Genomic DNA, 25,495 nt, shown 5'->3' with positions numbered 1-25,495 from the left:
TCGGGGAGAATAATAGATGACTACATCAGTAAAGCCTTCGTTAACTAAGGCCGATTTAACTGAATTACTATATGATCGCGTCGGTGTTAATAAACGTGAGGCAAAAGATATTGTTGATGGTTTTTTTGCGCAAATCAGCGATGTATTAATCGAGGGTAAAGCGGTGAGAATTTCCGGTTTCGGTAATTTCCAATTAAGAGATAAAGCCGCGCGTCCAGGTCGTAATCCCAAGACCGGTGATTTGATTCCGATTTCTGCTCGTCGAGTGGTGACATTTCATGCCAGTCAGAAGTTAAAAGAGCTGGTTGAGGATTGTGCCGATTAGATATTATTGGCCTTTTGTAGCATTAGGGCGGGCTGTTGCTAATCTGCAATGAACCGCCTTAATCTTTTTAGAGACCGAGATTGCCGTATTAGAGGTGCACGATAATAGTCGGTTTTGTGCTACACTTTGATAAGTCAAAACAATTACAAATGCCTACCCTCAGTGGTTTAGGCTAAAGATGCGATGGAACAAACCGAAATTCAAGAAACTGTCACAGTAGAGTTACCACCCATCCCTGCTAAACGCTATTTCACCATTGGTGAAGTGGCTGAGCTTTGCCAGGTAAAGCCGCATGTGCTGCGTTATTGGGAGCAGGAGTTTACCCAGCTTAATCCGGTCAAACGCCGAGGTAATCGTCGTTATTACCAGCATCATGAGGTATTATTGATTCGGCGAATTCGTACCCTGCTATATGATGAGGGCTTTACGATTGCCGGTGCACGTAATCGCTTGGGTAATCCACGCCAGCAGGAGGAAGCAGATGCTGCGGTGCGTATTCCAGCCAATGATCTGCAAACCATCCGTGCGGAGTTGGAAGGGATCATTCAGGACTTAAATAAGCTGATTTAGATTTTTGCTATTGATCGATAGGGCGTTTGATGATTGGATCAAACGCCCTAAGTATTTGTTAAGCGTCATATTTCTGCCATAAAACCGTCATTCTGTTGTCATATGGATATGTAATGATTAACACGATTGTTGGTAAATCATTAAAAGGATCGATAGTATGAAATTAAAATTATTCGCTGCCGCTGCGTTATGTTCAGTATCTGTTATGGCTCATGCGGCTGATATGCCTAAAGCATGTGAGGATTACTTTAATGCGGTAGAAGACTTTGCAAAAAAACATCCTCAAATGGCTGATAGCTACAAACAAATGGTTGAGAGCACGAAGCAACAATTAAATACGGTGGCTGATAAATCCATGTTAGCCCCAGGTTGTGAGCAGGCTTTAGAAACCTTTAAGCAATCAACCGTTGGCATGTAAGTCATTGCTTAATTGATTGCTAATAAAATAGCAGCTGTATGGTTGAAATACAGCTGCTATTTTTTTACTGCTTAAAAAGGGAGTTTAGCTAGCGAGTTTAGCCATTTGCTCTTTAACTTGCACTAATTGTTCGCCAAATTTAACTACACGCTCTTTCTCCTGTTCTACCACAGCGATAGGGGCTTTGCTAACGAAGTTTTGGTTATTTAGCTTCGCTTGTGCCTTGGCAATTTCACCCTCTAAGCGTTGTAGCTCCTTAGTTAAGCGAGCCAATTCAGCTTCTTTATCAATTTCTACCTTAAGCATTAATTGGCTTTGTCCCAAGCTTTGTACTGGGAAGCCGAGATCAGGCAACTCGTCCACAATCTGCACCTCACTTAGCTTGGCCAATGCTCGTAAATAAGGGGCATAGCTAGTTAGCTTGTCTGCATCGCCGACGGCCAGTAGCGGTACGCGCTCAGCAGGGGAGAGCTGCATTTCGCCACGTAATACACGAATTGCCTCAATATGTGCTTGCAGATCCTCAGCCATGGCAATGGCGTTCTCATCAATTAAGCTGTCATTGGCTTGAGGATACGGTCTGATACTAATGGAGGTTTTTTGCGATTTTGTCATGACGCCGGCGGCTAGTGCCACTTTTTGCCACAATTCCTCGGTGATAAAAGGAATCACCGGGTGAGCGATGCGCAATAAGGACTCTAACACATTAATTAGGGTACGACGTGTGCCACGCTGCAACGCTTCATTTTGATTTTGTAGCTGTACCTTGGCCATCTCCAAGTACCAATCGCAATAGACATCCCATACAAAATGGTAAATGGCGTTGGCGAGGATATCGAAGCGGTAGTCGGCAAAGGCTTTAGCAACGACCTTTTTGAATTTGTGTAGTTCACTAATAATCCAGCGATCGACAAAACTTAATTCGAATTCGGATTTGTCAAGGCTATGACCCTCCACATTCATCAACACAAAGCGAGTCGCATTCCACAACTTATTGCAGAAGTTGCGATAACCCCCGCAGCGGTTCAAGTCAAAGTTCATATTGCGGCCCGGCGTGGCGTAAGCAGCCATGGTAAAGCGTAGTGCATCAGCACCATAAGGCTCAATACCGGTAGGGAAATTGGCGCGCGTGGTTTTCTCAATTTGTGCCGCTTGCTGAGGATTCATTAGACCCTCTGTGCGCTTTTTGATTAGCGTTTCTAAGTCCACGCCGTCAATAATATCGACTGGATCCAGGGTATTGCCCTTGGATTTTGACATTTTCTGACCCTGGGCATCTAAAATCAGACCATGAATGTAGACCTGCTTAAACGGGATCTGACCGGTTAAGTGCTTGCTCATCATAATCATCCGAGCAACCCAGAAGAAGATAATATCAAAACCTGTGACCAGCACATTGGAAGGCATGTAGCGATTGTAATCAGGTGTTTTCTCCGGCCAGCCCATGGTAGTAAAGGGTACTAAAGCAGAGGAGAACCAGGTATCTAGCACATCCTCATCACGAGTGAGCGGGCCCTCAACACCAGCTTTTTTGGCTTGTTTTAGCGCTTCACTCTCGGTGCGCGCAACAAATACCTGTCCGTCTTTGCTGTACCACGCAGGGATCTGATGGCCCCACCAGAGTTGACGCGAAATGCACCAATCCTGAATATTATTTAGCCATTGGTTATAGGTGTTGACCCAATTCTCAGGGTGGAACTTAATCTCACCACTACTCACCGCCTCTAAAGCCACTTCGGTAATGCTTTTGCCGGGGTGATAGGTGTCCTCGGGAGCGGGTTTGGACATAGCCACAAACCATTGATCGGTTAGCATTGGTTCAAGTACGGTTTTAGTACGATCGCCACGCGGCACCATTAATTTATGAGGTTTAATTTCTGCTAATAAATCTAGTTCTTTTAACGCCTCTAAAATCGCTTGACGAGCCTCAAAACGATCCATACCTTGGTACTGTGCTGGGGCATTTTCGTTAATTTTAGCGTCTAGCGTGAGGATATTAATCAACTCCAGATGATGGCGCTGACCAACCGCATAGTCATTAAAATCGTGCGCGGGTGTGACTTTGACGACTCCGGTACCGAAGTCCTTGTCGACATAGTCATCGGCAATAATCGGAATCACGCGATTACTAATCGGTAAAATCACTTCCTTGCCGATTAAGTGCTGATAGCGCTCATCCTCAGGATGTACCATGACGGCTGCGTCACCAAGCATCGTTTCAGGGCGGGTTGTCGCAACCACGACATGGCTTAAGCCATTCACCGGCTCCACCAGCGGATAGCGAATATGCCAGAGCAGACCACTTTCCTCGGTGTTTTCAACCTCTAGGTCAGATACCGCTGTACCTAGTACGGGGTCCCAGTTAACTAAGCGCTTGCCACGATAAATCAAACCCTGTTCATATAGGCGCACAAAGGTCTCAATCACACCCTTACTCATGCGCTCGTCCATGGTGAAGTACTCACGACTCCAATCAGCTGAGGAGCCTAAGCGACGGAACTGCGACATCATGGTGTTGCCGGACTTTTCCTTCCAGTCCCAGACGCAATCGATAAACTTCTTGCGTCCTAAGTCATGGCGAGAGATTTTTTGTGCATCTAATTGGCGTTCAACAACAATTTGAGTCGCAATGCCGGCATGGTCGGTACCGGGCACAAAGACCGTGTCACAACCGAGCATCCGGTGGTAACGGATTAAACTATCCATCACCGTTTGGTTAAAAGCGTGCCCCATATGTAGGGTACCGGTGACGTTTGGTGGTGGGAATTGAATGGTATATGGCTTACCACTTTCGGGTGAGGTGGTTTGGGTAAACTGTCCCGCTTTAAAAATACCTAATTCATTCCACCGATCATACCAGGAAGATTCGATGTTTTTAGGCTCAAAACTTTTGGCAAGTTCATCGCTCAGAGGGGTTTGATTCATTTGATTACCGTCGTTAAATACTGGATTAATTCAAGTGTTATAAAATCATGCTTTTTCTTTTTAATGCTCTATTTTAAGGTGTAAGAGCAACTGTTTGCATGTTAAAATGAGTGATTCTGTAAAACAGCTCAAAAATACGCATAAATTAGTCATTAAGTAGCGAATAGTAATTTATCGAGTCGTGCCAATCCGTGCTTGATAAACAATTACTTATGGGCTTAATTGCTACGTTTATTAGCACATTATGGCATTAAGTGTAGCTTTCTTGAGCTTAAATGCTAGTTGAGCTTTTTATCTGTTTTTTACTATTAAACTTTTATTTGGGAGCAAACCATGGCGGTTGAACGTACCTTATCTATTATCAAACCTGATGCTGTCGCTAAAAATGTGATTGGTGAGATTATTTCTCGCTTTGAAAAAGCTGGTCTTAAAGTGGTTGAAGCAAAAATGGTGCAGTTATCTCGCGCTGATGCAGAGGGTTTCTACGCAGTGCACAAAGAGCGTCCTTTCTTTAATGACTTAGTTGAGTTCATGATTTCTGGTCCAGTGTTTGTGCAGGTCTTAGAGGGTGAAAATGCGATTGCTAAAAACCGTGAATTGATGGGTGCGACCAACCCTAAAGAAGCAGCGCCAGGCACTATTCGTGCTGATTTCGCTGAGAGTATTGATGCTAACGCAGTACATGGTTCAGACGCCCCTGAAACGGCTGCCGTTGAAATTGAGTACTTCTTCGCTAAGTAATACAATTTTTATTTCAATGACTGAAAAGCAAAACTTATTAGGCTTAGATTTAGACGCCCTGACCGCCGAACTACAGGCGGCAGGGCATAAGCCTTTTCGTGCTAAGCAGTTGCTGCGCTGGGTCCATCAGCGCGGCGAAGCCGATTTTGCATGTATGAGCGATTTGGCCAAGGACTTTCGTGCTGAGCTACAAAATCGCTACACCGTAGCCACGCTTACGCCTATCGTGGATAAAATTTCTAGCGATGGTACGCGCAAATGGCTGTTCGATGTGGGCGATAATAACGCCATCGAATCCGTTTTTATTCCTGAGGATGATCGCGGTACTTTGTGCATTTCAAGTCAAGCTGGCTGTACTGTGGCATGTCCTTTTTGCTCAACCGGTTATCAGGGTTTTAACCGCAATCTCACCACGGCTGAGATAATTGCTCAGCTTTGGTATGCGCGAGCTGAATTACTCAAGAATCAATCCGCTGCACGCACCGATGGGCAATTGCCTGTTGAACCATTACGCGTCATTTCCAATGTCGTGATGATGGGTATGGGTGAGCCCTTACTTAACTATCGCGAGTTATTGCCCGCCTTAAAATTAATGGTTGAGGATAATGCTTACGGCCTATCACGTCGTCGGGTGACGGTTTCCACCTCTGGCGTGGTGCCGATGATGGATCGTTTGGCTGAGGATTGTCCCGTGGCTTTGGCTGTTTCATTGCATGCGCCAAATGACGATTTACGCGATCGTTTGGTCCCTTTAAATAAAAAGTATCCTTTACGTGAGCTGCTTGCTGCTTGTAACCGTTATTTAGCACATGCGCCCCGTGATTTCATAACATTTGAATATATTATGCTTGATGGGGTAAATGACTCCGATCAGCATGCAGATGAATTAATTGCAATCGCTAAAGAGGTGCGTTGCAAATTAAATCTGATCCCATTTAATCCTTTCCCGCAATCTGGTTTGAAGCGCTCTTCCAATAATCGAGTGCGAGCTTTTGCCGAGCGTCTACAAGCGGCTGGTGTGATCACAACGACGCGTAAGACACGTGGTGATGATATTGATGCTGCCTGTGGTCAATTAGCGGGTGATGTTAAGGATCGCTCCAGAATTACTCAAAAGCGCCGTGGTGACGAGGTGATTCCCGTTGCCGATGGGGTTATTCCAATATACGAGGTACAAAAGTGAACCCTCAAGATCAAATGCCTGATTTAAGCAAAGAATCTGCGCCACAGCCCGAATTAGCGGATTCCTTAGGCGGTTTATTGCATGCCAGCCGTCTTCGTAAGAATTTAAGCTTAGAGGATGTGGCTAATGTGACTAAATATAGTAAGCGTCAATTACAAGCACTTGAAGATAAAAACTGGGATTTGTTACCTCAGGGTTTTGCTTTACGCGCCTTGGTGCGTAAGTACGCCCAGGCTTTAGACGTTGATCCTGCGTTAGCGCTTGAAATGTTGACCCGTGAAACGGGTAATAAGCCCGCTGTTGCTAAGGCCTCCAAGTCAAATTTAGTCAGTAGTCTGGATTATCGTATGTCGCCTACGCCGACCGGAGCATCTAAAGGGGGTGGTTTTTCCATTTTTACCATCATTTTCTTGTTGTTATTAGTGATTGTGATCGCGCTGGGTGTGGCGCTTTGGCAGGGTGCGATTAGCTTTGATGACCTCAATTTGGGCTTTGTCAAAGACTGGTTTGAGGCTGTTTAAACACGATGATAAAAACAAATCTTGAGTTGAGTGATAAACCATTTACTGTTGGTCCACTAAGACGGCACCATACACACCAAGTCAACATTCAATGGCAGGACCGGATTGTTGCTGTTGGTGGCTCAGCCCCGGTGGTCGTGCAGTCCATGACCAATACTGACACGGCGGATGCGATTGCGACAGCAATTCAGGTCAAGGAATTAGCCTTAGCGGGCTCTGAGTTAGTGCGTATTACGGTAAATACACCGGATGCGGCTAAAGAAGTGCCAGCCATTCGTGAGCAGCTTGATAAGATGGGCATTAATGTACCCTTGGTGGGGGACTTTCACTATAACGGTCATAAGTTGTTAAGTGATTATCCCGAATGTGCTCAAGCCCTTTCAAAATACCGTATTAATCCCGGCAATATGGGTGGTGGCAAGCGTCGCGATGATAATTTCGCCAAAATGATTGAGGTCGCTCTCAAAAATAATAAGCCAGTACGCATTGGGGTGAACTGGGGTAGCCTGGATCAGGACTTGATGGCCAAGATGATGGATGAAAATAATCATCGTGCCAAACCTTGGGAGGCGCAGGCCGTTATGCGTGAAGCGCTGGTTGTATCGGCTATTAGCAATGCTATGCGCGCTGAGGAATTGGGTATGACCGCAGATAAAATTATCTTATCTTGCAAGGTCAGTCATGTGCAGGATTTAATTGCCGTTTACCGTAATCTCGCTACTCGCTGTCATTATGCTTTGCATTTAGGTTTAACTGAGGCAGGGATGGGCTCTAAAGGCATCGTCGCATCGACGGCTGCCTTAGCAGTACTGATGCAAGAGGGGATTGGTGATACCATTCGTATTTCATTAACACCTGAGCCGGGCGGCAATCGCGCTAATGAAGTGATTGTGGCACAGGAAATGCTCCAATCTATGGGACTGCGTGCCTTTACACCGATGGTGGTCGCTTGTCCTGGCTGCGGTCGTACCAGCAGTACGTTTTTCCAAGAGTTGGCGGATAGCATTCAGCAGTTTTTAAGAAAAAGTATGCCTGAATGGAGTCAACGCTATCCCGGTGTTGAAAATATGAATGTGGCGGTGATGGGATGTGTGGTAAATGGCCCTGGAGAAAGTCGCCATGCAGATATCGGTATTAGCCTACCGGGCACTGGTGAAGTGCCTGCGGCGCCAGTATTTATTGACGGCGAGCGTCGCATGACGCTAAAGGGTGAGGGTATCGCTGAAGAGTTTCAACAGATTGTCGAAGCATATGTTGAGCAGCGTTATGGTCAAAAGTCTTAATTAAAACTATTTACAAATCGTTCTTATGTCAAAAACCTTTAATAAAGTTCATGCCATTCGCGGCATGAATGATATTTTGCCCAATGAAAGTTATAAGTGGGAGCAACTAGAAAGTATCATCAAATCCTTACTCGCACAATATGGATATCAAAATATCCGTACCCCCATTCTTGAGCAAACCCGTTTATTTGCACGAGGTATTGGTGAGGTGACCGATATTGTAGAAAAGGAAATGTACACCTTCACCATGAAAAAAGACGCTGATAAAGTCGACCCTGAGGATATGTTGACGATGCGTCCGGAATTTACTGCTGGCGTGGTGCGAGCCGCTATTGAGCATAATCTGTTATATGAGCGTCCGCTGCGGGCTTATGCCATGGGGCAGGTTTTTAGACATGAACGCCCACAAAAGGGTCGTTATCGTCAATTCCACCAATTGTCAGTCGAAGCGATGGGCTTCGATGGGCCGGATATGGATGTGGAAATCATCCTATTATTAGCCCGTTTATGGCGTAAATTAAAATTAACTAATATTCGTTTAGAGCTTAATTGTTTAGGTCAAAGTGCTGAGCGTGCACAGCACCGTGAGGCATTGATTGCCTATTTGGAAAAGCATGTGGCTATTTTAGACGAAGATGCTAAGCGTCGTATGTATAGTAATCCCTTGCGTGTGCTTGATACTAAAAATCCCACCATGCAAGAGATGGCTAATAATGCACCTAAATTATTTGATTATTTGGGGGCAGAGTCTAAAGCGCATTTTGAGGCGGTATGTGAACGTCTGCAGCAAGCAGGTATTGATTATGTTATTAATCCACGCTTAGTGCGAGGTCTAGATTACTACAACCTCACAGTCTTTGAGTGGGTGACTGATGCCTTGGGTGCCCAGGGTACTGTGTGTGGTGGTGGTCGCTATGATGGTTTATTTGAGCTCTTAGGCGGTAAAGCGACCCCGTGTGTAGGCTTTGGTTTGGGCTTAGAACGTTTATTAGAGTTAGCTGATGAGCAGGGTGTATTTCAGAGTCCGCAAGAAACAGAAATTTATTTTGTGCATCAGGGCGAAAAGGCTTCACAGGTAGCTGCCTTATTGGCTGAAAAATGTCGTGATGCGGGTTGGAAAGTGATGGTTCACGCCGGTTCAAGTGGCTTTAAATCACAATTCAAACGGGCTGACCTCAGCGGTGCTCGCTGGGCGGTCGTGATCGGCGAGGAAGAATTAGCACAGAATAAAGTAGCACTTAAGCCGTTACGTGCGACAGAAAATGGTACTATTGAACATCAGTTTGAGGTGCCTCAAGCCGATTTGGTTCAGGTGTTAGCAGAAAGGAAGTAGTAAAGCATGGCTTTTGATTTAGAAGAACAGGAAAAAATTGACCGGCTTAAGGCATGGTGGGAGCGTTGGGGTAATCTACTCAGTGGTCTGATACTTGTTATCTTATTGGCTATTTTAGGCTGGTATGGCTGGAACTGGTACCAAAGCTATCAAACACGTAATGCGCTGGCCTATTATGATATTGTAAATAGCACCTATAAAGCCAAAGATGAGGCCAGTTTACGTCGTTTGCAAGAGGCTAATCAAATCTTACAAGATAAGTACAGTGCTAATGTCTACGCCGGTCGTGCGGCCTTGTTGGCTGCACGTGCTTATGCTGATAAGGGTGATGATGCTCAGGCTGAGGCCGAGTTACAGCGTGTGTTAGATGCTGCTAATAAGCATCCAGAATTACAAGGTGCGGCCAAGTTGCAATTAGCGACCTTGTACACGAATCAAGAAAAGTATGATTCAGCTTTCAGTCTATTAACGCAGGATGTCAGTGGTTACGAGGCATTGTTTGCTGATAAACGCGGTGATATCTATTTTGCTCAAGGTGAGCTCAAGAGTGCGCTTGAGCAATGGTCTCAAGCAATACAAACTGCCGGCGTAAGCGCTGAATTCATTCAGACAGTACAGTTCAAGCTTAATGTATTAGGAGGGGTAAATGAGCAACCTCAAAGCTAAATTCAAATCAACTCGTTTATTTGCTGTGGCTGCACTGAGTGCCATGAGTTTAAGTGCTTGCGGCTTATTTTCATCCGAAAGTCGTTTTGACCCGGTGGAGTTAACGAGTTATGAGCAAACTGCACAGGGTCATCTGGTGTGGTCCCAAGCGATTGGTTCTGCGGGTGATCATGGTTTTGCTCCTATCGTGTTGGGTGATGAGGTCTTTGCAGCAACGCCAAACGGTCAAGTTGCGCGTCTAGCCCTAGCAAATGGCGCTGTTCGCTGGAATACAAATATAGGCACGCAGTTAGCGGCGGGCGTGGGTACCGATGGTCAAGTCGTTGTCGTCACCACGCGTGATGGTCGTGTTATTGCTTTGGATGCAGCCAGCGGTTCGCAGTTATGGGAAAGTAAGACCTCAACTATAAGCTCAACACCACCCGTGGTTGCCGCTAATATGATCGTTGTGCGTAATGATGATTATCGTGTCCAAGGGTTTGATCGCCAAAGCGGTGAATTGCAGTGGTCATACATGCGTACCAATGCACTGCTATCACTAAAGACTGATACCCGCATGATTGTGGTGGACAACTTAGTGATTGTGCCGGTGCCAGTAGGACGTATTGTGGCACTTAATTTAGCGGATGGTCGACCGCTATGGGATATTAAAATTAGTTCAGCGATCGGTGCGACCGATTTAGATTCGGTCATTGATGTTGTTGGTTTGCCGGTACGAGTGTCTGATGCGGTATGCGCTAACAGCTATCAAGGGGCGATTTTATGTTATCAAGGCGGTAGTGCTCAAGTGGCCCCTCAACTAAAATGGACTCGTCCTTTTTCTAGTTCGGTTGGTTTAGGCGCCTATCAAAATCGCCTATTTGCCTCTGGTATGCACGGTGAAGTGACTGCCTTAGACGGTGCGAGCGGCGAGATTATTTGGCAGGATAATGAATTGCGGAATCGCGGTTTAACTAATCCGGTTTATTTTAACAATAAAGTTTTTGTTGGTGATTACCAGGGCTATGTGCACTTCTACGAGCCTAATACAGGTCAGTTACAGGGCCGTATTTCGGTAGGCGATAGTCGCGCTATTCAATCACCGTTGACTGCCACTCCCTATGGTGTGCTTGTACAAACGGGTGGTGGTCGTTTAGTTATGCTAGGTGCGCAGTGAGGTCAACATTTAAACCTGTAGTGGCTATTGTTGGTCGTCCCAACGTTGGTAAATCCACTTTATTTAATCGTCTGACACGCTCACGCGATGCGATTGTAGCCGACTTCCCCGGTCTGACGCGCGACCGTCACTATGGTGAAGGGCGGATAGGTGATTCACCGTATTTGGTGATTGACACGGGCGGCTTTGAGCCTGAAACGAAAAGCGGTATTCTGGTCGAAATGGCCAGACAAACCGAGCAAGCCATCATCGAGTCTGATGTGGTTATCTTTTTAGTAGATGCTCGTGCTGGTATTAACAGTCATGACCATGATATTGCAGTTAAAATTCGCCGTATTGGTAGACCGGTGATTCTTGCTGTGAATAAGGCTGAGGGTATGCAAGCGGGGCAGGCTGCAGCGGAATTCTATGAGTTAGGTTTAGGTGAGCCCTATCAAATTTCCTCGGCCCATGGTGATGGTGTTAAGCAGCTGATTGATTTGGCACTCGACAAGGCACATGAAACTTATGCTAAGCACGAGGATTTAATTAGTCTTGATGCGGAAGAGTCCTCTCTGGATGAGCTGTACGATCCGGAGGCAGAGCTTAGCGAAGAGGCCATTGCTGCCTTAGAACAAGAGGCAGATGCGCTTGACGTTGATGAGCTGCTGCCACATGAGGCTGAGGCAGCCGAATCTGCAACGGCGGCTTTTAACGATCATCGTATTAAATTAGCCATTGTCGGGCGTCCTAATGTCGGTAAATCCACGTTAATTAATACCTTGCTGGGTGAAGAGCGCGTGATTGCCTATGATTTACCCGGTACTACGCGTGATGCCATTGAGATTGAATTTAATCATGGTGATCGTAAATATACCCTCATTGATACAGCTGGTTTGCGCAAGCGAGGACGCATATTTGAGAGCATTGAAAAGTTCTCTGTAATTAAAACATTGCAAGCCATTGAGGCTTCGAATGTGGTCGTTTTAGTGTTGGATGCACAGACTGAAATATCTGAGCAGGATGCGCATATTGCCGGTTTTGTTATGGAAAGCGGTCGCGCCTTGGTCGTCGCAATTAATAAATGGGACGGCTTGGACGACTATAACAAAGAGTGGATTGAGCGTGAGTTTAATCGTAAATTACGCTTTTTAAGCTTTGCCAAGATGCATAAAATCTCTGCCCTTAAGGGACGCGGTATCGGTGCTTTATTGCGTTCAGTAAATGAAGCCCATGCAGCTGCTTTTCTTAAGCTTTCTACGCCTAAATTAACCCGCATCTTGCGTGAGGCGGTTGAGCAACAAGCGCCACCCCGCAAGGGGATTTTCCGCCCTAAATTGCGTTATGCCCATCAGGGTGGTCAAAATCCGCCATTGATTGTGATTCATGGTAATCAGTTGGAAGCGGTGCCAGATTCCTATCGTCGTTATTTGGAAACGCGTTTTCGTAAGGCGTTTAAATTGGACGGCACACCGTTGAGGATTCATTTCAAATCCTCCCGTAATCCCTATATTTAAATTATAAAATAGCCTGTGACCTCAAGGGTTTAGTAGGCTATTTTAGTTAAATTCTATCCTGTTTATAAAGTCACGATTGAGTTAAGCATGAGTAAGTTTTGGAGCCCCTTTGTTGAGTCATTACAGCCCTATGTGCCAGGCGAGCAGCCTAAAGAGGGAGAGTTTATTAAGTTAAATAGTAATGAATCGCCGTTTCCTGCAGCGCCGGCGGTGGTGGCTGCGATTAAAGCAGCTGCGGACGGTGCATTACAGCTATATCCACCGGCTGAGTCGGAAGAACTGCGCCAGGTAGTAGCCGATTACTACGGGATTGAAGCAGCGCAGGTATTTGTTGGAAATGGCTCCGATGAGGCTTTAGGACATGCCTTTAACGCGTTATTTTGTCATCCAGGTAAAAAACTGGTATTTCCGGATCTCTCCTATAGTTTCTACCCAGTATATGCTGGTTTATATGAGATTGATTTTGCGACGATGCCTGTGACTGAGGATTATCGTATCAATATTGATGATTACTGTGCCTTAGATCCAGCAGAGGTTTCCAGTATTATTTTTCCAAATCCTAATGCACCGACCAGTGTGGCGCTGGGGCTAGATGAGATTGAGCGTCTCCTAAAAGCGCAGCCCAATATCCTGGTAGCAGTGGATGAGGCCTATGTTGACTTTGGCGCCGAGACGGCGATCCGTTTGATTAAGGATTATGCCAATTTGATTGTTTTTCAAACCTTATCAAAATCACGTTCCTTAGCGGGTTTGAGAGTGGGTTTTGCTTTTGCCCAGGTGGATTTGATTCAAGCCTTAACCCGTGTCAAAAATAGCTTTAATTCCTATCCTATCGATCGTTTAGCACAAGCTGGGGCGATTGCTGCATTTCAAGCGGATGATTATTTTCAAGAAACTCGTCAAAAAATCATCCGGTGGCGTGATGAACTCAGTGCGGATTTAAAGGCCTTAGGTTTTGAGGTGCTGCCCTCATCGGCAAATTTCCTCTTTGTAACCCATCCTGCACATGATGCAGAGGCATTGGCGCTCGCTTTACGGGAAAGAAAAATTTTAGTGCGTCACTTTAAAACAGAGCGTTGCGCCCCATATCTGAGAATTACAATCGGTCTTAAGGAAGCGTGTGATGCTTTAGTTAAGGCCTTAAATGATTATTTTAGTGCTACCGACACTAAATAAGCCTTTAAAAAGTGTTAAAGTAATAGCTTCCATTACATAATTACAATTTTAATCATATAAATACTAACGGAGTCTCAAGCATGAGCAATAAAGGACAATCATTACAAGATCCTTTCCTAAACACACTACGTAAAGAGCATATCCCCGTATCAATTTATTTAGTTAATGGTATTAAGCTACAAGGTCAAATCGAGTCTTTTGACCAGTATGTGGTGTTATTAAAAAATACCGTAACACAAATGGTCTATAAGCACGCTATTTCAACAGTGGTTCCTGCCCGTGCCGTTAATTTACAGGGCGAAGGGGAGCCGGAGGCTGAAGCTTAAGCCACGCCTAACATATACAGAGAGCACTTGGTATGACGACGATTACCAAGTTTTTTTAGCCGTAATAAGCCCGCTTTTTACGCGGGCTTTTATTGTTAATAGCCCGGTATATTAGTTTATTTCTATTACTTACTACCTTGAGGGAGACTCCCATACACGCACCTACAATGCAAGCATTTATTGTTGACGTTAATCTTTATGGCGATCTTGATTTCCAAGCCCATCACGAGGAGTTAATCATGTTGGCCAAAGGTGCAGGAGCAACGATTGTCGGCACCCTAGTGGCTAATCGAGAGCGTCCGGATCCTGCCTTTTTTATTGGTAAGGGCAAGGTTGAGGAAGCGGTGGCATTGGCAAAGGCGGCTAGTGCAGAGATCGTTATTTTTGGTCAACCCTTATCACCAGCACAACAACGCAACCTGCAAGAGGAGTTTAATTGCCGTGTGGTCGACCGAGTGGCACTGATTTTGGATATTTTTGCCCTTAGAGCGCAAAGCCATGAGGGTAAGATTCAGGTAGAGCTTGCGCAATTACAGTACATGCGTACCAGATTAAGTATGATTTGGTCCAAGTTCGAACAGCAGCAGGGCGGTATTGGCACCCGTGGTCCCGGTGAGACTCAGCTAGAATTGGACCGACGTATTATTGGTGGACGCATTAAGGCCTTGGGCGAACGTCTTAAAAAGGTGCGTAAGCAGCGTGAGAATCAACGTCGTCAACGTATGCGTAGTGGTACCTTTATGGTGTCTTTGGTGGGCTATACCAATACCGGTAAGTCCACATTATTTAATGCCATGACGCGGGCTGATGCGTATGCCGCCGATCAGCTCTTTGCTACGCTGGATACCACCACCCGGCGTGTTTGGATAGAAGGGGCGGGGCAGATAACTTTATCAGACACGGTGGGTTTTATTCGTGAATTGCCGACGACCTTAATTGAGGCCTTTAAGGCCACGCTTGAGGAGAGTTTATATGCCGATGTATTACTGCATGTGATTGATAGTAGTAGCCCTCAAAAAGAGGAGCAGATTTTTGAAGTAAATAAAGTTCTACAAGAGATTGGTGCGCAACACATCCCCACCATTCTTGTTTACAATAAGACTGATTTGACTGAGCAGGAGCCTAGACTGGAATTGGATGAGTCCGGCCGTGTTAGTCGTGTCTTTTTAAGCGCCGCCGAGCGCAGTGGTTTAGAGTTTCTTAGAGAGGCTATCGTTCTAACTAAACAGCAATTAGAGAAAACTATTGATGCTAAGTAAGATTTTTAATTTAAATGATCCGGGTTGGGGCAAAAAGCCTCAAAGCGATGAGGGTTCACGTGAGCCTAAGCGACCACAAGAGGGACCTAATAGTCCACCCGATTTAGACCAGGTTTGGTCTGATGTAGAACAAAAGTTTAAATCACTCTTTGGCGGTGGTAATCGCGGCGGTTCCCCCCAGGGTCCACGACCGGCAGGCGGCCGTTCTGGCAAACCCTTATCACCGAATTTCTTCCGTAAAGGCATTGTATTTGCTTTAATTGTCGGTCTGTTATTGTGGTTGGCTAGTGGCTTTTTTATTATTCGTGAGGGTCAAGTTGGCGTTATAACCCAGTTCGGTGAGTATAAACGTACGGTGATGCCTGGTTTTCAATGGCATATCCCACAACCAATCGAAAGTGTGGAGCATGTTGATATTGCTAATGTCCGTGCCTTTTCTATTGGTTACCGTGAAAACTCTCGCAACAAGGTTTTACCTGAAGCCTTGATGCTGACCGAGGATGAAAATATCGTCGATGTGCAATTTGATGTACAGTACCGCATCAAGGCGGGTGTGGCCGATGTGGAAAATGGGGATGTTAATACCCGCGCCTTAAGTCCTGCGGCGAGTTACTTATTTGCCACCGCTGACCCTGACGAGTCGGTACGCCAAGCGGCTGAAACCGCTATGCGCGAGGTGGTGGGTAAGGAATCAATGAATAATATTCTTTACGAAAGTCGTACTCAAGCGGCGCAAGATGTGATGCGTTTAATGCAGGTGATTTTAGACCGGTACAATACGGGGATTGAGGTGATCACCGTGGCGATTCAAAACGTACAGCCGCCGGAGCAAGTGCAGGCCGCTTTTGAAGATGCGATTAAGGCAGGTCAGGATAACGAGCGCCAGAAAAACGAGGGTCAGGCCTATGCTAGTCGCGTCATCCCAGAGGCTCACGGTCGTGCTTCTCGCTTATTACAAAGTGCTGAGGGTTATCGTGCCAAGGTGGTGGGTGAGGCCATCGGTGAAGCCGAGCGCTTTAAGCAAATCGCGTCTGAGTATGCGGCAGCACCTGAGGTGACACGCGAACGTATGTATATCAGCACCATGGGCGAAATCTATTCTAATGCCTCTAAGGTGATGCTTGATACGGCTGAACAGCAAAATAATCCTCTGATGTTTATGCCTTTGGACAGCATTTTAAATCGCAAACCTGCTGCTACCACTCGTACTGTGCCAGCGCCGCAGCAAGCGTCTGCGAGTGATGCCTCGTCCTTTGAGCATGGCAGTGCCAATGAATCGCACAGCACCGCTAGCAGTGCCTCTACTGAGGCCGAGTATCGTAGCCGTAATTTAAGTCGTGATCGCGAAGCGTCGGCGCGCCGTTAATTAAGAGGAAGTTAGTTATGAAAAGACCTGTTTTTTGGGCAATATTACTAGGGCTTGCATTTATCATCATTTCCTCTAGTGTGTTTACGGTCAATGAGCGTAATTTCGCCTTGGTGTTTAAACTAGGTGAATGGCAGCGCACGGAGACAGAGCCGGGCCTAAAATTCAAAATGCCGGCCCCATTTGCCAATGTGGTATTCTTGGATAAGCGTATTCAGTCAATTGAATCCAGAGATGCTGAGCGCATTCAAACGTCTGAGAAAAAGAACTTAATTATTGACTCCTACGTTAAGTGGCGTATTTCTGATCCTCGTCTTTACTACATTTCTTTTGGTAACTCTACCCAAGCTGCGCAGGATCGTTTGGCCGCACAAATCCGTGATGCGCTTAACGCAGCGGTTAACGTACGAACTGTGAGAGCGGTGATTTCCTTTGATCGTGATGTGGTGATGCAGGAAATTTTGGCAAATATTTCTACTCGTGCGGCTCCGCTAGGTATCGAGGTGGTTGATGTGCGCTTAAAACGGATTGAGTTCTCAGCCGAGGTTTCTGATTCAGTCTATTCTCGTATGCAGGCTGAGCGTAAGCAGGAGGCGAATAGTCTTCGCGCCAGCGGGGCAGCAGAAAGTGAGCGTATTCGTGCGGAGGCGGATCGTCAAGTAGCCGAAATTATTGCTCAAGCGCAAGCCGAAGCCGAAGCGGTACGTGGTGCTGGCGATGCCGCAGCAACCAAAATTTATGCCGAAGCGTATTCGCAGCAGCCTGAGTTTTTTAGCTTTTTTAATAGCTTAAATGCTTATCGTTCATCTTTTGCTAATAAAGAAGATACGATCGTGGTCTCGCCGGATTCCAGCTTCTTTAAATACTTCGGTAATCCAGTTGGCGAGTAGATGGAGTAATGATGCGAGCTAGTAACTGGTTATTACCGGAATTTATTTCAGATATTCTACCGGCAGAGGCGCGTAGACTTGAGGAATTGCGTCGTCAGCTACTTGATCTGTATCGATGCAGTGGCTTTGAATTGGTGGCACCACCTTTAGTGGAGTTTACCGAGTCCCTTTTTGCTGGACAACGCAATGACTTACCACTTAAAACCGCTATACTAGTAGATCAATTGAGTGGTCGCACCATTGGTATTCGTCCCGATATTACCCCACAGGTGACGCGTATTGACGCACATTTACTTAATCGTCAGGGTGTAACGCGTCTCTGTTATTGTGGTGTGGCTTTTCATACTAAGCCCAACGATCTGATCGGGGACCGAGAATTGGTACAAATCGGTGCCGAGATATTTGGCTACGCAGGTATAGAAGCGGACTTACAGATTATCGGTTTGGCGTATCAAACCTTAAAAGTGGCCGGTATTCATAATGCGACCTTGGATTTAAATCATCCTGGCATTATGCGAGCGCTGGTAGCCTCCCATCCCGCTTTAGAGTCTGAGGCTGATAAGTTGAACGCCTTTGTGCGTGAAAAAGCCATTACTAGTTTGCGGGTCTTTTTAAATCAGTTAGACGAGGTGCCTGAGGACATTAAAAAGGCACTCTTGGCATTACCCAATCTTTATGGTGGTAAAGAGGTACTCGAGCAAGCGCGTCAATGCTTGCCTAAGTTAGCCGAGATTGATAGCGCACTCAATGATCTAGAGCAGGTTGCACAGCGTTATCCAACGCTCAGCATCGATTTAGCCGATATTAGTGGCTATGATTATCACACGGGTATTAGCTTTGCTTTATATGCCGAGGGTTGGCATAATGCCTTAGTGCGTGGTGGTCGTTATGATAAGGTGGCTACGGCATTCGGCAGAGAACGTCCTGCGACCGGTTTTAGTTTAAATTTGCGTAGTTTGGTCCAAGGATTAGCCAGCGCTGAGCCTGCTGAAGCGATTAAAACGCTTTGGACTGACGATGCGGCTCAGCTCGCCATCATCCAGCAGCTGCGCCAAGCGGGGCAGATTGTGGTACAGCTTTTTCCTAACACTGAGCAAACCATTGAGGAGTATGTCTTTACGCAAGAATTGGTCTTAGATAATGATCAATGGCAGTTAAAAAGCATTAATAATTAAATTACTGCCGAATATGCAATTTTTGCGATAGACTAGCATAGTTGCGGTTTTTTTTTTATCTAAAATATGAGCAAGAACGTTGTAGTGATAGGTACCCAATGGGGTGACGAAGGCAAGGGTAAGATTGTTGACTGGTTAGCAGAATCGGTGCATGGTGTGGTGCGCTTCCAAGGGGGTCATAATGCCGGTCATACCTTATGGATTAACGGCGTTAAGACGGTATTACGTTTGATTCCATCAGGTATTATGCATCCGCATACGGTCTGTTATATCGGTAATGGCGTGGTTTTATCTCCCGAGGCATTATTTTCGGAGATTAAGGAGCTTGAGAGTGCCGGTATTGATGTGCGCTCTCGCTTAAAGATTTCTGAAGCTTGCCCCTTGATCTTGCCTTATCATGTTGCCGTGGATAAGGCGCGTGAGGCTCAAAGCGGTGCCGATAAAATTGGCACCACGGGTCGCGGTATTGGTCCGGCCTATGAGGATAAAGTTGCGCGTCGTGCTTTGCGTGTGCAAGACTTGTTTATGCCAGAGGTATTCGAGAAGAAATTACGGGCGGCGGTGGATTATCATAATTCCATTTTAGAGCATCAATTACAGGTTGAGCCTATCTCATTTGCCGAGGTTAAGGCACTCTGTGAGGAGCTGGCTGAGGTGCTTGAGCCAATGGTGGCAGACGTATCGTATCTACTTTATGAGGCTAAAAAGGCGGGTAAGCGCTTATTATTCGAGGGTGCGCAGGGAGCTTTACTAGATATTGATCATGGTACTTATCCTTTTGTAACCAGTAGTAATTGCATTGCTGGTCAAGCCTCGGCAGGGGCTGGTGTGGGTCCGCAAGAGTTGCACTACGTGTTAGGTATTACGAAAGCGTATTGTACTCGCGTGGGTTCGGGGCCTTTCCCTTCGGAGTTGTTTTGTGATATCGGTAGGCATTTAGCCAAACAGGGTAATGAGTTTGGTGCGGTGACTGGCCGACCTCGTCGCTGTGGTTGGTTTGATGCCGCCGCGCTTAAGCGTTCAGTGATTATTAATGGCATTAATGGTCTCTGTGTTACCAAGCTTGATGTGCTGGATGGCTTAGAGGAAGTCGGTCTTTGCGTTGGTTATGAAATCGACGGCAAGCGTTTAGATGTGTTGCCTTATGGTGCTCACAAGGTAGCCGAGGCACAGCCCATTATCGAAATGATGCCAGGCTGGTCTGAAAGTACTGCGGGTATTAAGCGCTATGAAGATTTGCCTGAAAATGCACGTAAACTGGTAGCACGCATTGGTGAGTTATGTGATGTACCGGTAGCGATGATCTCTACTGGTCCTGAACGTTCAGAAACGATTATGTTAGATAATCCTTTCGGTTTATAATTAGCGTTTTTTACGGATATTCTTAAGGAGAGAAGAGGGGTCACGTATGGGCATGCCACCAAGCACGGATAGAGACCTTTGGGTTAGTTGGAGTGATTATCACCGATTAATTGAACAACTAGCGCTCAAGGTGTATGAGTCAAAGTATCGCTTCGATGCCATTATTTGTTTAGCTCGCGGCGGTGTTAGGGTAGGTGATGTGTTATCCCGTATTTTTGATGTGCCCCTGGGTATTCTGGCGACAAGTAGTTATCGTGAGGCCGCGGGCACAGTGCAAGGTCATTTAGATATTGCTCAGTTTATTACTATCACACGTGGTAGTTTAGAGGGGCGTATTCTGTTGGTCGATGATATGGTGGATACGGGCTTTACTTTTCAAAAGGTCTATGAGCATTTGCTAAAGGAATTTCCGAGTATTGAGGAGATGCGTTCAGCCGTCCTATGGCTCAAGGGTCACGCTACTGTACAGCCAGATTATTACTGTGAGTATTTACCTACCAACCCTTGGATACACCAGCCGTTTGAGGATTATGATAGTTTACGCCCACATCAGTTAGAATCTTGGATCCGCAAGGGTACAAGTTCCGCAGATAGCTAGTTATGTCGCTTAATCGCTCAAAACCCCTTTATTTTCTGCTTTTTAGGCGGATAAGTACTAGATTTACTTGCTTTTTCTATGGTTTTAAGCTATAGTAGAGGGCTATTATTTTAGTTTCATTTATTAAACCTTTTTAGTTGATTGTCTATGCCACAAGTACGTATTAAAGATAATGAGCCGTTTGAAGTTGCTTTACGCCGCTTTAAGCGCACAATTGAGAAAACTGGTCTTTTAACTGAGTTGCGCGCTCGCGAATTCTACGAAAAGCCTACCGCTGAGCGTAAGCGTAAAAAAGCTGCTGCCGTTAAGCGTCACTACAAGCGCATCCGCAGCCAGCAATTGCCTCCACGTATGTACTAATTGATGTACTAAACGAGTAATTATCGTTATATTATTCTGAGTTGATTCCTGAAGACTTTATACAGGAGCTACTTGCACGAGTTGATATTGTTGATGTTGTCGGCAAGTATGTTCAACTAAAAAAAGGCGGCCAAAATCTCCAAGGACTTTGCCCCTTTCATCAAGAAAAAACACCTTCATTTACCGTGAGCCCTACGAAGCAGTTTTATCACTGCTTTGGTTGTGGTGCTCACGGTACTGCTATTCGTTTTGTCATGGATCATGTGGGCCTGAGTTTCCCCGATGCCGTACGGCATTTGGCGGACTCGGTCGGTATGGTGGTGCCTCAACCGAATTATAGCCCTGAGGCGCGAGCTCGTTTTAAAGCACGTAAAACACGCTATGACCTATTGCATGAGGCCTTAGATAAGGCACAAAACTTTTATCATCATCAATTAAGTCAATATCGTCCTGCGCAGGATTATCTGATGCAGCGCGGCTTAACGCCTGAAGTTGCTCAGCGCTTTGGATTAGGCTGGAGCGGCAGCGAGCGTCAGAATCTGCGACATGTTTTTGAAGACTATGCTGATGAGCTCTTAATTGACGCAGGTATTGTTATTCAAAACGAGCAAGGCTTGCGTTATGATCGCTTTCGTGAGCGCATTACCTTTCCAATCTACAATCAACGGGGTCGTATCATCGGTTTCGGAGGTCGTGTCATTGGCAAAGGGCAACCTAAATACCTTAACTCGCCTGAGACTGAGCTATTCCATAAGGGTAGCGAGCTCTACGGTTTATGGGAAAACCGACAAGGTATTCGTAAAGCTGCCACCGTGCTAGTGGTGGAGGGCTATATGGATGTGGTGTCCTTGGCTCGCTATGGTATTGACTATGCGGTGGCCACGCTTGGCACCGCAACCACGGCCGATCATATTAATAAATTAGTCAAAGCAACGAATCGCATTGTTTTTTGCTTTGACGGCGATGCTGCCGGGCAACGAGCGGCATGGCGTGCCTTAACGACTTCTTTGCCTTTATTGCGCGATGATATTGCTTTACGCTTTTTGTTTTTACCGAAAGAGCATGATCCCGACTCCTTTGTGCAAGCCTATGGCTTAAAGAAGTTTGAAGAAAAGGTGAGTGAGGCTCAGCCTTTGTCAGCCTTTCTTTTAGAGACACTGGCAGCGGATTACAATTTAAATGAGGCGGAGGGTAGGGCGGCTTGTCTTAATGCAGCGATTAGCTTAGTCGATCAAATACCGACCTCAACGATTCGCACCCAAATTGAAAAAGAATTGGCACGCTTAGTACGTTTTACTGTCGATGAGTTTAGCGTGGTCTTACAGCGTCATCAAGCGGGTAAAAATAGTACAACTAGTGTGCACTCAATGGCATCATCTAGCGCTAGTGAGCCGCTGCCCGAGCGTGTTGCGCCGACTGCGCCGTTGTCGGACCATGCTACTCAAACAAGGAAGACTAGCAGCTATCGTGCCACCCCCACTTACCAACGTGCTCGACCCAAAGCTGATGCTATCCGTCAGCCGATGCCTTTAGCGCGCCAGCTATTGAGCCTATTAGCGAATCATCCGAGCCTTTTGGATAAGATTGGGGAGCGACAGCTTGAAATTCTGCGTCAACATCCCCATATGGAAGTTGTCGTTGAGTTTATCAGCTTTGCTTTTCGTAGTGGGGCACGTCATATTGGTTCTCTGATACAGCAAGCAGAACATGGAAGCCCGCTTCATCAGCTCCTACTCTCATTAGGCAAAGATAGCTCAAGCATTGAGGCACTCCCAAATCCTGATGCGGAGTGGAACGATGCACTTAAAAAGCTTGAACTGGATATTTTACAAGCTGAGATAAATACATTAATAAGCTCAGGGATGGAAACAGAAAGTGAACGGCGGCGTTATATGGCGGTGCTAGCGCGTTTTAATTTTCTAAAGTCTTAAGCAGTTCATGCTACAATATTTAGTTATTTTACCGCCGAAACTTATGTTGACAGGGTACTTATTAAATGGTTAATAAAACTAGCACTACAAAAAAAGTGGCTGCCAAAAAAGCAGCATCAAAAGCATCCGAGTCTATTGATGAGACTATCAAAACTACGACAGCGTCAACTGAGGATGTAAGCGGCGCCGTTGCAAAAAAAGCGGCAAAAAAAACTACCGCTAAAAAAGCAGCAGCTAAAAAAGCAACGGCCAAAAAAGCCACTGCAAAGAAAGCGGCAGCAAAAAAGGTTGCCGCCAAAAAAGCGGTTGCTAAGAAAGCACCAGCAAAAAAAGCGGCTGCTAAAACCGTCCCTGAAATTAAAGCGGCTCCAGCTACCAGTGATGATTTCGATGATGATTTCGATGGTGAATTATCGGATGATTTCGATGCCGATGGTGATTACGATGAGTATGATGATGCCGATGAAATCGTTGACGTAGATGAGGACTTAGACGAGGTTGCGGCGACATCTACTAAGAGCCGTGCTGCCAAGGCAGGACGTAAGAGTCGTTCCGGCCGTGGCGCTGGCGGCAGTTCACGTAATGCCTCTCCTGAAATGTTGGAGGAGCGTCGTAGCCGCCTTAGACAGTTGATTAAGCTTGGTAAGGATCGGGGTTACCTGACCTTTAGTGATATTAATGACACCATGTCAGACGATCTGGTAGATACCGATGCGATGGATAGCATTATCGGCACCTTCGACGAGATGGGGATTAAGGTCTACGACCAAGCGCCTAGTGCTGAGGATTTATTACTGAGCGATGCCAATCCTATCAGCGATGATGACGATGTTGAGGATGAGGCTGAGGTTGCATTAACCACGGTAGATTCAGATTTCGGTCGTACCACAGATCCGGTGCGCATGTACATGCGTGAAATGGGTCAAATTAATCTCTTAGATCGTGAGGGCGAGATTGAAATCGCTAAGCGTATCGAAGACGGTTTAAAACACATGGTGATGGCCATTGCAACCTTCCCTGCAACCATTGAAGAAATTCTCAATAGCATCACCAAGGTACGTGAGGGTGAAGCTGCCATTGATGACTTTGTTGATGGCTTAATTAATGAAGAGGGTGAGGATTACGCAGGTTCTGGTGTCACCGCTGAGGGTGAAGAGGCGCAAACCGGTGCGATGAGCTCTAAGCAAATCGAAAATCTTGAGCTTCAAACCTTAGAAAAGTTCGATATTATTGAGCAATGCTATAAAAAAATGCAGGCCGAGGTTGATGCCGGCAATATTCGCTCCAAAGTATATTTGGAGGAGCAGGCTAAAATGCTTGATGAGTTGGTCGGTATACGCTTTACCGCAAAAATGACGGAGTCCTTATGTGACTTGCTACGTCATAAAATGGAGAGTGTGCGGGCCTTAGAGCGTTCGATTTTAGCTACGGTAGTGGACCGTGTGAAGATGCCACGTTCTGATTTTATCTCTACTTTCCATGGTAATGAGACGAATCTTGATTGGGTCCATCAGGTACTTGCTAAAAAGCCACCCTATGCAGAGGTTTTAGAACGTGCCATTCCTGATATTCAAGATGATCAGAAAAAGATTCTCGAGATCGAAGACGAGATGATGATGTCAGTGCAAGAGCTAAAAGAGATCAATCGTCGTATGGTTAATGGTGAGAATAAAGCCAAAAAGGCCAAGAGCGAGATGATTCAGGCAAACTTGCGTCTGGTGATTTCGATCGCTAAAAAGTACACGAACCGTGGCTTGCAATTCCTGGATCTGATCCAAGAGGGTAATATCGGTTTGATGAAAGCGGTTGATAAGTTTGAGTATCGTCGCGGTTATAAGTTCTCAACCTATGCTACTTGGTGGATTCGTCAAGCGATCACTCGTTCCATTGCGGATCAGGCGCGGACAATTCGGATTCCGGTGCATATGATTGAGACAATCAATAAGATGAACCGTATTACACGTCAAATTCTCCAAGAAACTGGTGCGGAACCTGATCCAGCAACAATTGCCCAGAAAATGGATATTACCGAGGATAGAGTTCGCAAGATTCTTAAAATTGCCAAAGAACCTATTTCTATGGAAACACCAATAGGTGATGACGATGATTCACATTTAGGTGATTTTATTGAAGACACAACCACCATGTCGCCGGAGGAGGCCTCTACTTATAAATCCATGCAGGAGGTATTTGATGAGGTACTGAACTCCTTAACTGAACGCGAGGGTAAGGTACTCCGTATGCGCTTTGGTATTGGTCTAAGCTCTGATCAAACACTAGAAGAGGTGGGTAAGCAGTTTGATGTAACACGTGAACGTATTCGTCAGATTGAGGCAAAGGCCTTGCGTAAATTGCGCCATCCAAGTCGTGCAGATAAGTTAAAAAGCTTCCTAGATAGCGACAACTCTAACTAGTGATTTTTTGTTATTCATCTG

At 45.9% G+C, this 25,495-nt stretch carries 23 protein-coding genes; 22 read left to right on the top strand and 1 reads right to left on the bottom strand.

Annotated features, from left to right (window positions below):
* Window positions 1-16: 16 nt before the first annotated feature.
* From HMPREF3179_RS00595 to HMPREF3179_RS00585, 3 genes are all read left to right on the top strand, one after another.
* Window positions 17-325, top strand: a complete 309-nt coding sequence (locus tag HMPREF3179_RS00595) for an integration host factor subunit alpha (protein WP_018026009.1) — start codon at window positions 17-19, stop codon at window positions 323-325.
* A gap of 183 nt (window positions 326-508) precedes the next feature.
* On the top strand, window positions 509-895 hold the full coding sequence (locus tag HMPREF3179_RS00590) for a MerR family transcriptional regulator (RefSeq protein WP_018026010.1): 387 nt from the start codon (window positions 509-511) through the stop codon (window positions 893-895).
* 157 nt (window positions 896-1,052) lie between these two features.
* Window positions 1,053-1,313: a DUF5339 family protein gene (locus HMPREF3179_RS00585; RefSeq protein WP_018026011.1), complete on the top strand. Its 261-nt coding sequence runs from the start codon at window positions 1,053-1,055 to the stop codon at window positions 1,311-1,313.
* An 84-nt stretch (window positions 1,314-1,397) separates the two neighbouring features.
* Here the strand turns inward: HMPREF3179_RS00585 and HMPREF3179_RS00580 are convergent, their stop codons facing one another.
* Complete coding sequence (locus HMPREF3179_RS00580) at window positions 1,398-4,238, bottom strand: valine--tRNA ligase (protein WP_070469257.1); 2,841 nt, start codon at window positions 4,236-4,238, stop codon at window positions 1,398-1,400.
* Between the two features lie 333 nt (window positions 4,239-4,571).
* Between HMPREF3179_RS00580 and ndk the strand changes: the two genes are divergently transcribed.
* The 19 genes from ndk (at window position 4,572) to rpoD (ending at window position 25,474) form a co-directional block, all read left to right on the top strand.
* Window positions 4,572-4,979: a nucleoside-diphosphate kinase gene (ndk, locus tag HMPREF3179_RS00575; RefSeq protein WP_018026013.1), complete on the top strand. Its 408-nt coding sequence runs from the start codon at window positions 4,572-4,574 to the stop codon at window positions 4,977-4,979.
* Between the two features lie 10 nt (window positions 4,980-4,989).
* Window positions 4,990-6,162, top strand: a complete 1,173-nt coding sequence (rlmN, locus tag HMPREF3179_RS00570; RefSeq protein WP_231552469.1) for a dual-specificity RNA methyltransferase RlmN — start codon at window positions 4,990-4,992, stop codon at window positions 6,160-6,162.
* Complete coding sequence (locus tag HMPREF3179_RS00565; RefSeq protein WP_018026015.1) at window positions 6,159-6,683, top strand: helix-turn-helix domain-containing protein; 525 nt, start codon at window positions 6,159-6,161, stop codon at window positions 6,681-6,683. The genes rlmN and HMPREF3179_RS00565 overlap by 4 nt, the downstream gene beginning before the upstream one ends.
* A 5-nt stretch (window positions 6,684-6,688) precedes the next feature.
* Complete coding sequence (gene ispG / locus HMPREF3179_RS00560) at window positions 6,689-7,966, top strand: flavodoxin-dependent (E)-4-hydroxy-3-methylbut-2-enyl-diphosphate synthase (RefSeq protein ID WP_070469256.1); 1,278 nt, start codon at window positions 6,689-6,691, stop codon at window positions 7,964-7,966.
* A 25-nt stretch (window positions 7,967-7,991) separates the two neighbouring features.
* Window positions 7,992-9,299, top strand: coding sequence for a histidine--tRNA ligase (hisS, locus tag HMPREF3179_RS00555; RefSeq protein WP_070469255.1), 1,308 nt, complete (start codon window positions 7,992-7,994; stop codon window positions 9,297-9,299).
* Window positions 9,300-9,305: 6 nt separating this feature from the next.
* The gene (locus tag HMPREF3179_RS00550) at window positions 9,306-9,965 is read left to right on the top strand and encodes a YfgM family protein (protein WP_018026018.1); all 660 of its coding nucleotides are present in this window, start codon (window positions 9,306-9,308) and stop codon (window positions 9,963-9,965) included.
* Window positions 9,946-11,121: an outer membrane protein assembly factor BamB gene (gene bamB, locus HMPREF3179_RS00545; RefSeq protein ID WP_018026019.1), complete on the top strand. Its 1,176-nt coding sequence runs from the start codon at window positions 9,946-9,948 to the stop codon at window positions 11,119-11,121. Before HMPREF3179_RS00550 ends, bamB begins: the two co-directional genes overlap by 20 nt.
* Window positions 11,118-12,617: a ribosome biogenesis GTPase Der gene (gene der, locus HMPREF3179_RS00540; RefSeq protein ID WP_070469254.1), complete on the top strand. Its 1,500-nt coding sequence runs from the start codon at window positions 11,118-11,120 to the stop codon at window positions 12,615-12,617. Before bamB ends, der begins: the two co-directional genes overlap by 4 nt.
* 87 nt (window positions 12,618-12,704) lie before the next feature.
* Window positions 12,705-13,793, top strand: a complete 1,089-nt coding sequence (gene hisC / locus HMPREF3179_RS00535) for a histidinol-phosphate transaminase (RefSeq protein ID WP_070469253.1) — start codon at window positions 12,705-12,707, stop codon at window positions 13,791-13,793.
* Between the two features lie 80 nt (window positions 13,794-13,873).
* Window positions 13,874-14,119, top strand: coding sequence for an RNA chaperone Hfq (gene hfq, locus HMPREF3179_RS00530; protein WP_018026022.1), 246 nt, complete (start codon window positions 13,874-13,876; stop codon window positions 14,117-14,119).
* Between the two features lie 167 nt (window positions 14,120-14,286).
* Entirely contained in the window at window positions 14,287-15,378 is a 1,092-nt protein-coding gene (hflX, locus tag HMPREF3179_RS00525; protein WP_036557690.1) for a GTPase HflX, read from the top strand.
* Window positions 15,368-16,744: an FtsH protease activity modulator HflK gene (gene hflK / locus HMPREF3179_RS00520; protein WP_070469252.1), complete on the top strand. Its 1,377-nt coding sequence runs from the start codon at window positions 15,368-15,370 to the stop codon at window positions 16,742-16,744. The genes hflX and hflK overlap by 11 nt, the downstream gene beginning before the upstream one ends.
* Before the next feature lie 17 nt (window positions 16,745-16,761).
* Window positions 16,762-17,634, top strand: a complete 873-nt coding sequence (gene hflC / locus HMPREF3179_RS00515) for a protease modulator HflC (protein ID WP_018026025.1) — start codon at window positions 16,762-16,764, stop codon at window positions 17,632-17,634.
* An 11-nt stretch (window positions 17,635-17,645) separates the two neighbouring features.
* Entirely contained in the window at window positions 17,646-18,809 is a 1,164-nt protein-coding gene (locus HMPREF3179_RS00510; RefSeq protein ID WP_070469251.1) for an ATP phosphoribosyltransferase regulatory subunit, read from the top strand.
* A gap of 66 nt (window positions 18,810-18,875) precedes the next feature.
* Entirely contained in the window at window positions 18,876-20,171 is a 1,296-nt protein-coding gene (locus HMPREF3179_RS00505; protein WP_018026027.1) for an adenylosuccinate synthase, read from the top strand.
* 46 nt (window positions 20,172-20,217) lie between these two features.
* The gene (locus HMPREF3179_RS00500) at window positions 20,218-20,769 is read left to right on the top strand and encodes a phosphoribosyltransferase (RefSeq protein WP_018026028.1); all 552 of its coding nucleotides are present in this window, start codon (window positions 20,218-20,220) and stop codon (window positions 20,767-20,769) included.
* 147 nt (window positions 20,770-20,916) lie between these two features.
* The gene (rpsU, locus tag HMPREF3179_RS00495) at window positions 20,917-21,129 is read left to right on the top strand and encodes a 30S ribosomal protein S21 (RefSeq protein ID WP_018026029.1); all 213 of its coding nucleotides are present in this window, start codon (window positions 20,917-20,919) and stop codon (window positions 21,127-21,129) included.
* A 41-nt stretch (window positions 21,130-21,170) separates the two neighbouring features.
* Window positions 21,171-23,060, top strand: coding sequence for a DNA primase (dnaG, locus tag HMPREF3179_RS00490; RefSeq protein ID WP_070469250.1), 1,890 nt, complete (start codon window positions 21,171-21,173; stop codon window positions 23,058-23,060).
* A gap of 65 nt (window positions 23,061-23,125) precedes the next feature.
* Entirely contained in the window at window positions 23,126-25,474 is a 2,349-nt protein-coding gene (rpoD, locus tag HMPREF3179_RS00485; protein ID WP_048768251.1) for an RNA polymerase sigma factor RpoD, read from the top strand.
* The last annotated feature ends 21 nt before the right edge of the window (window positions 25,475-25,495 follow it).

Origin of the sequence: Oligella sp. HMSC09E12 (assembly GCF_001808505.1) — a bacterium.
Taxonomy (GTDB): domain Bacteria; phylum Pseudomonadota; class Gammaproteobacteria; order Burkholderiales; family Burkholderiaceae_B; genus Oligella; species Oligella urethralis.
Note: the sequence above shows the minus strand (reverse complement) of the source record. Positions and strands in the feature narration are given on the sequence as shown.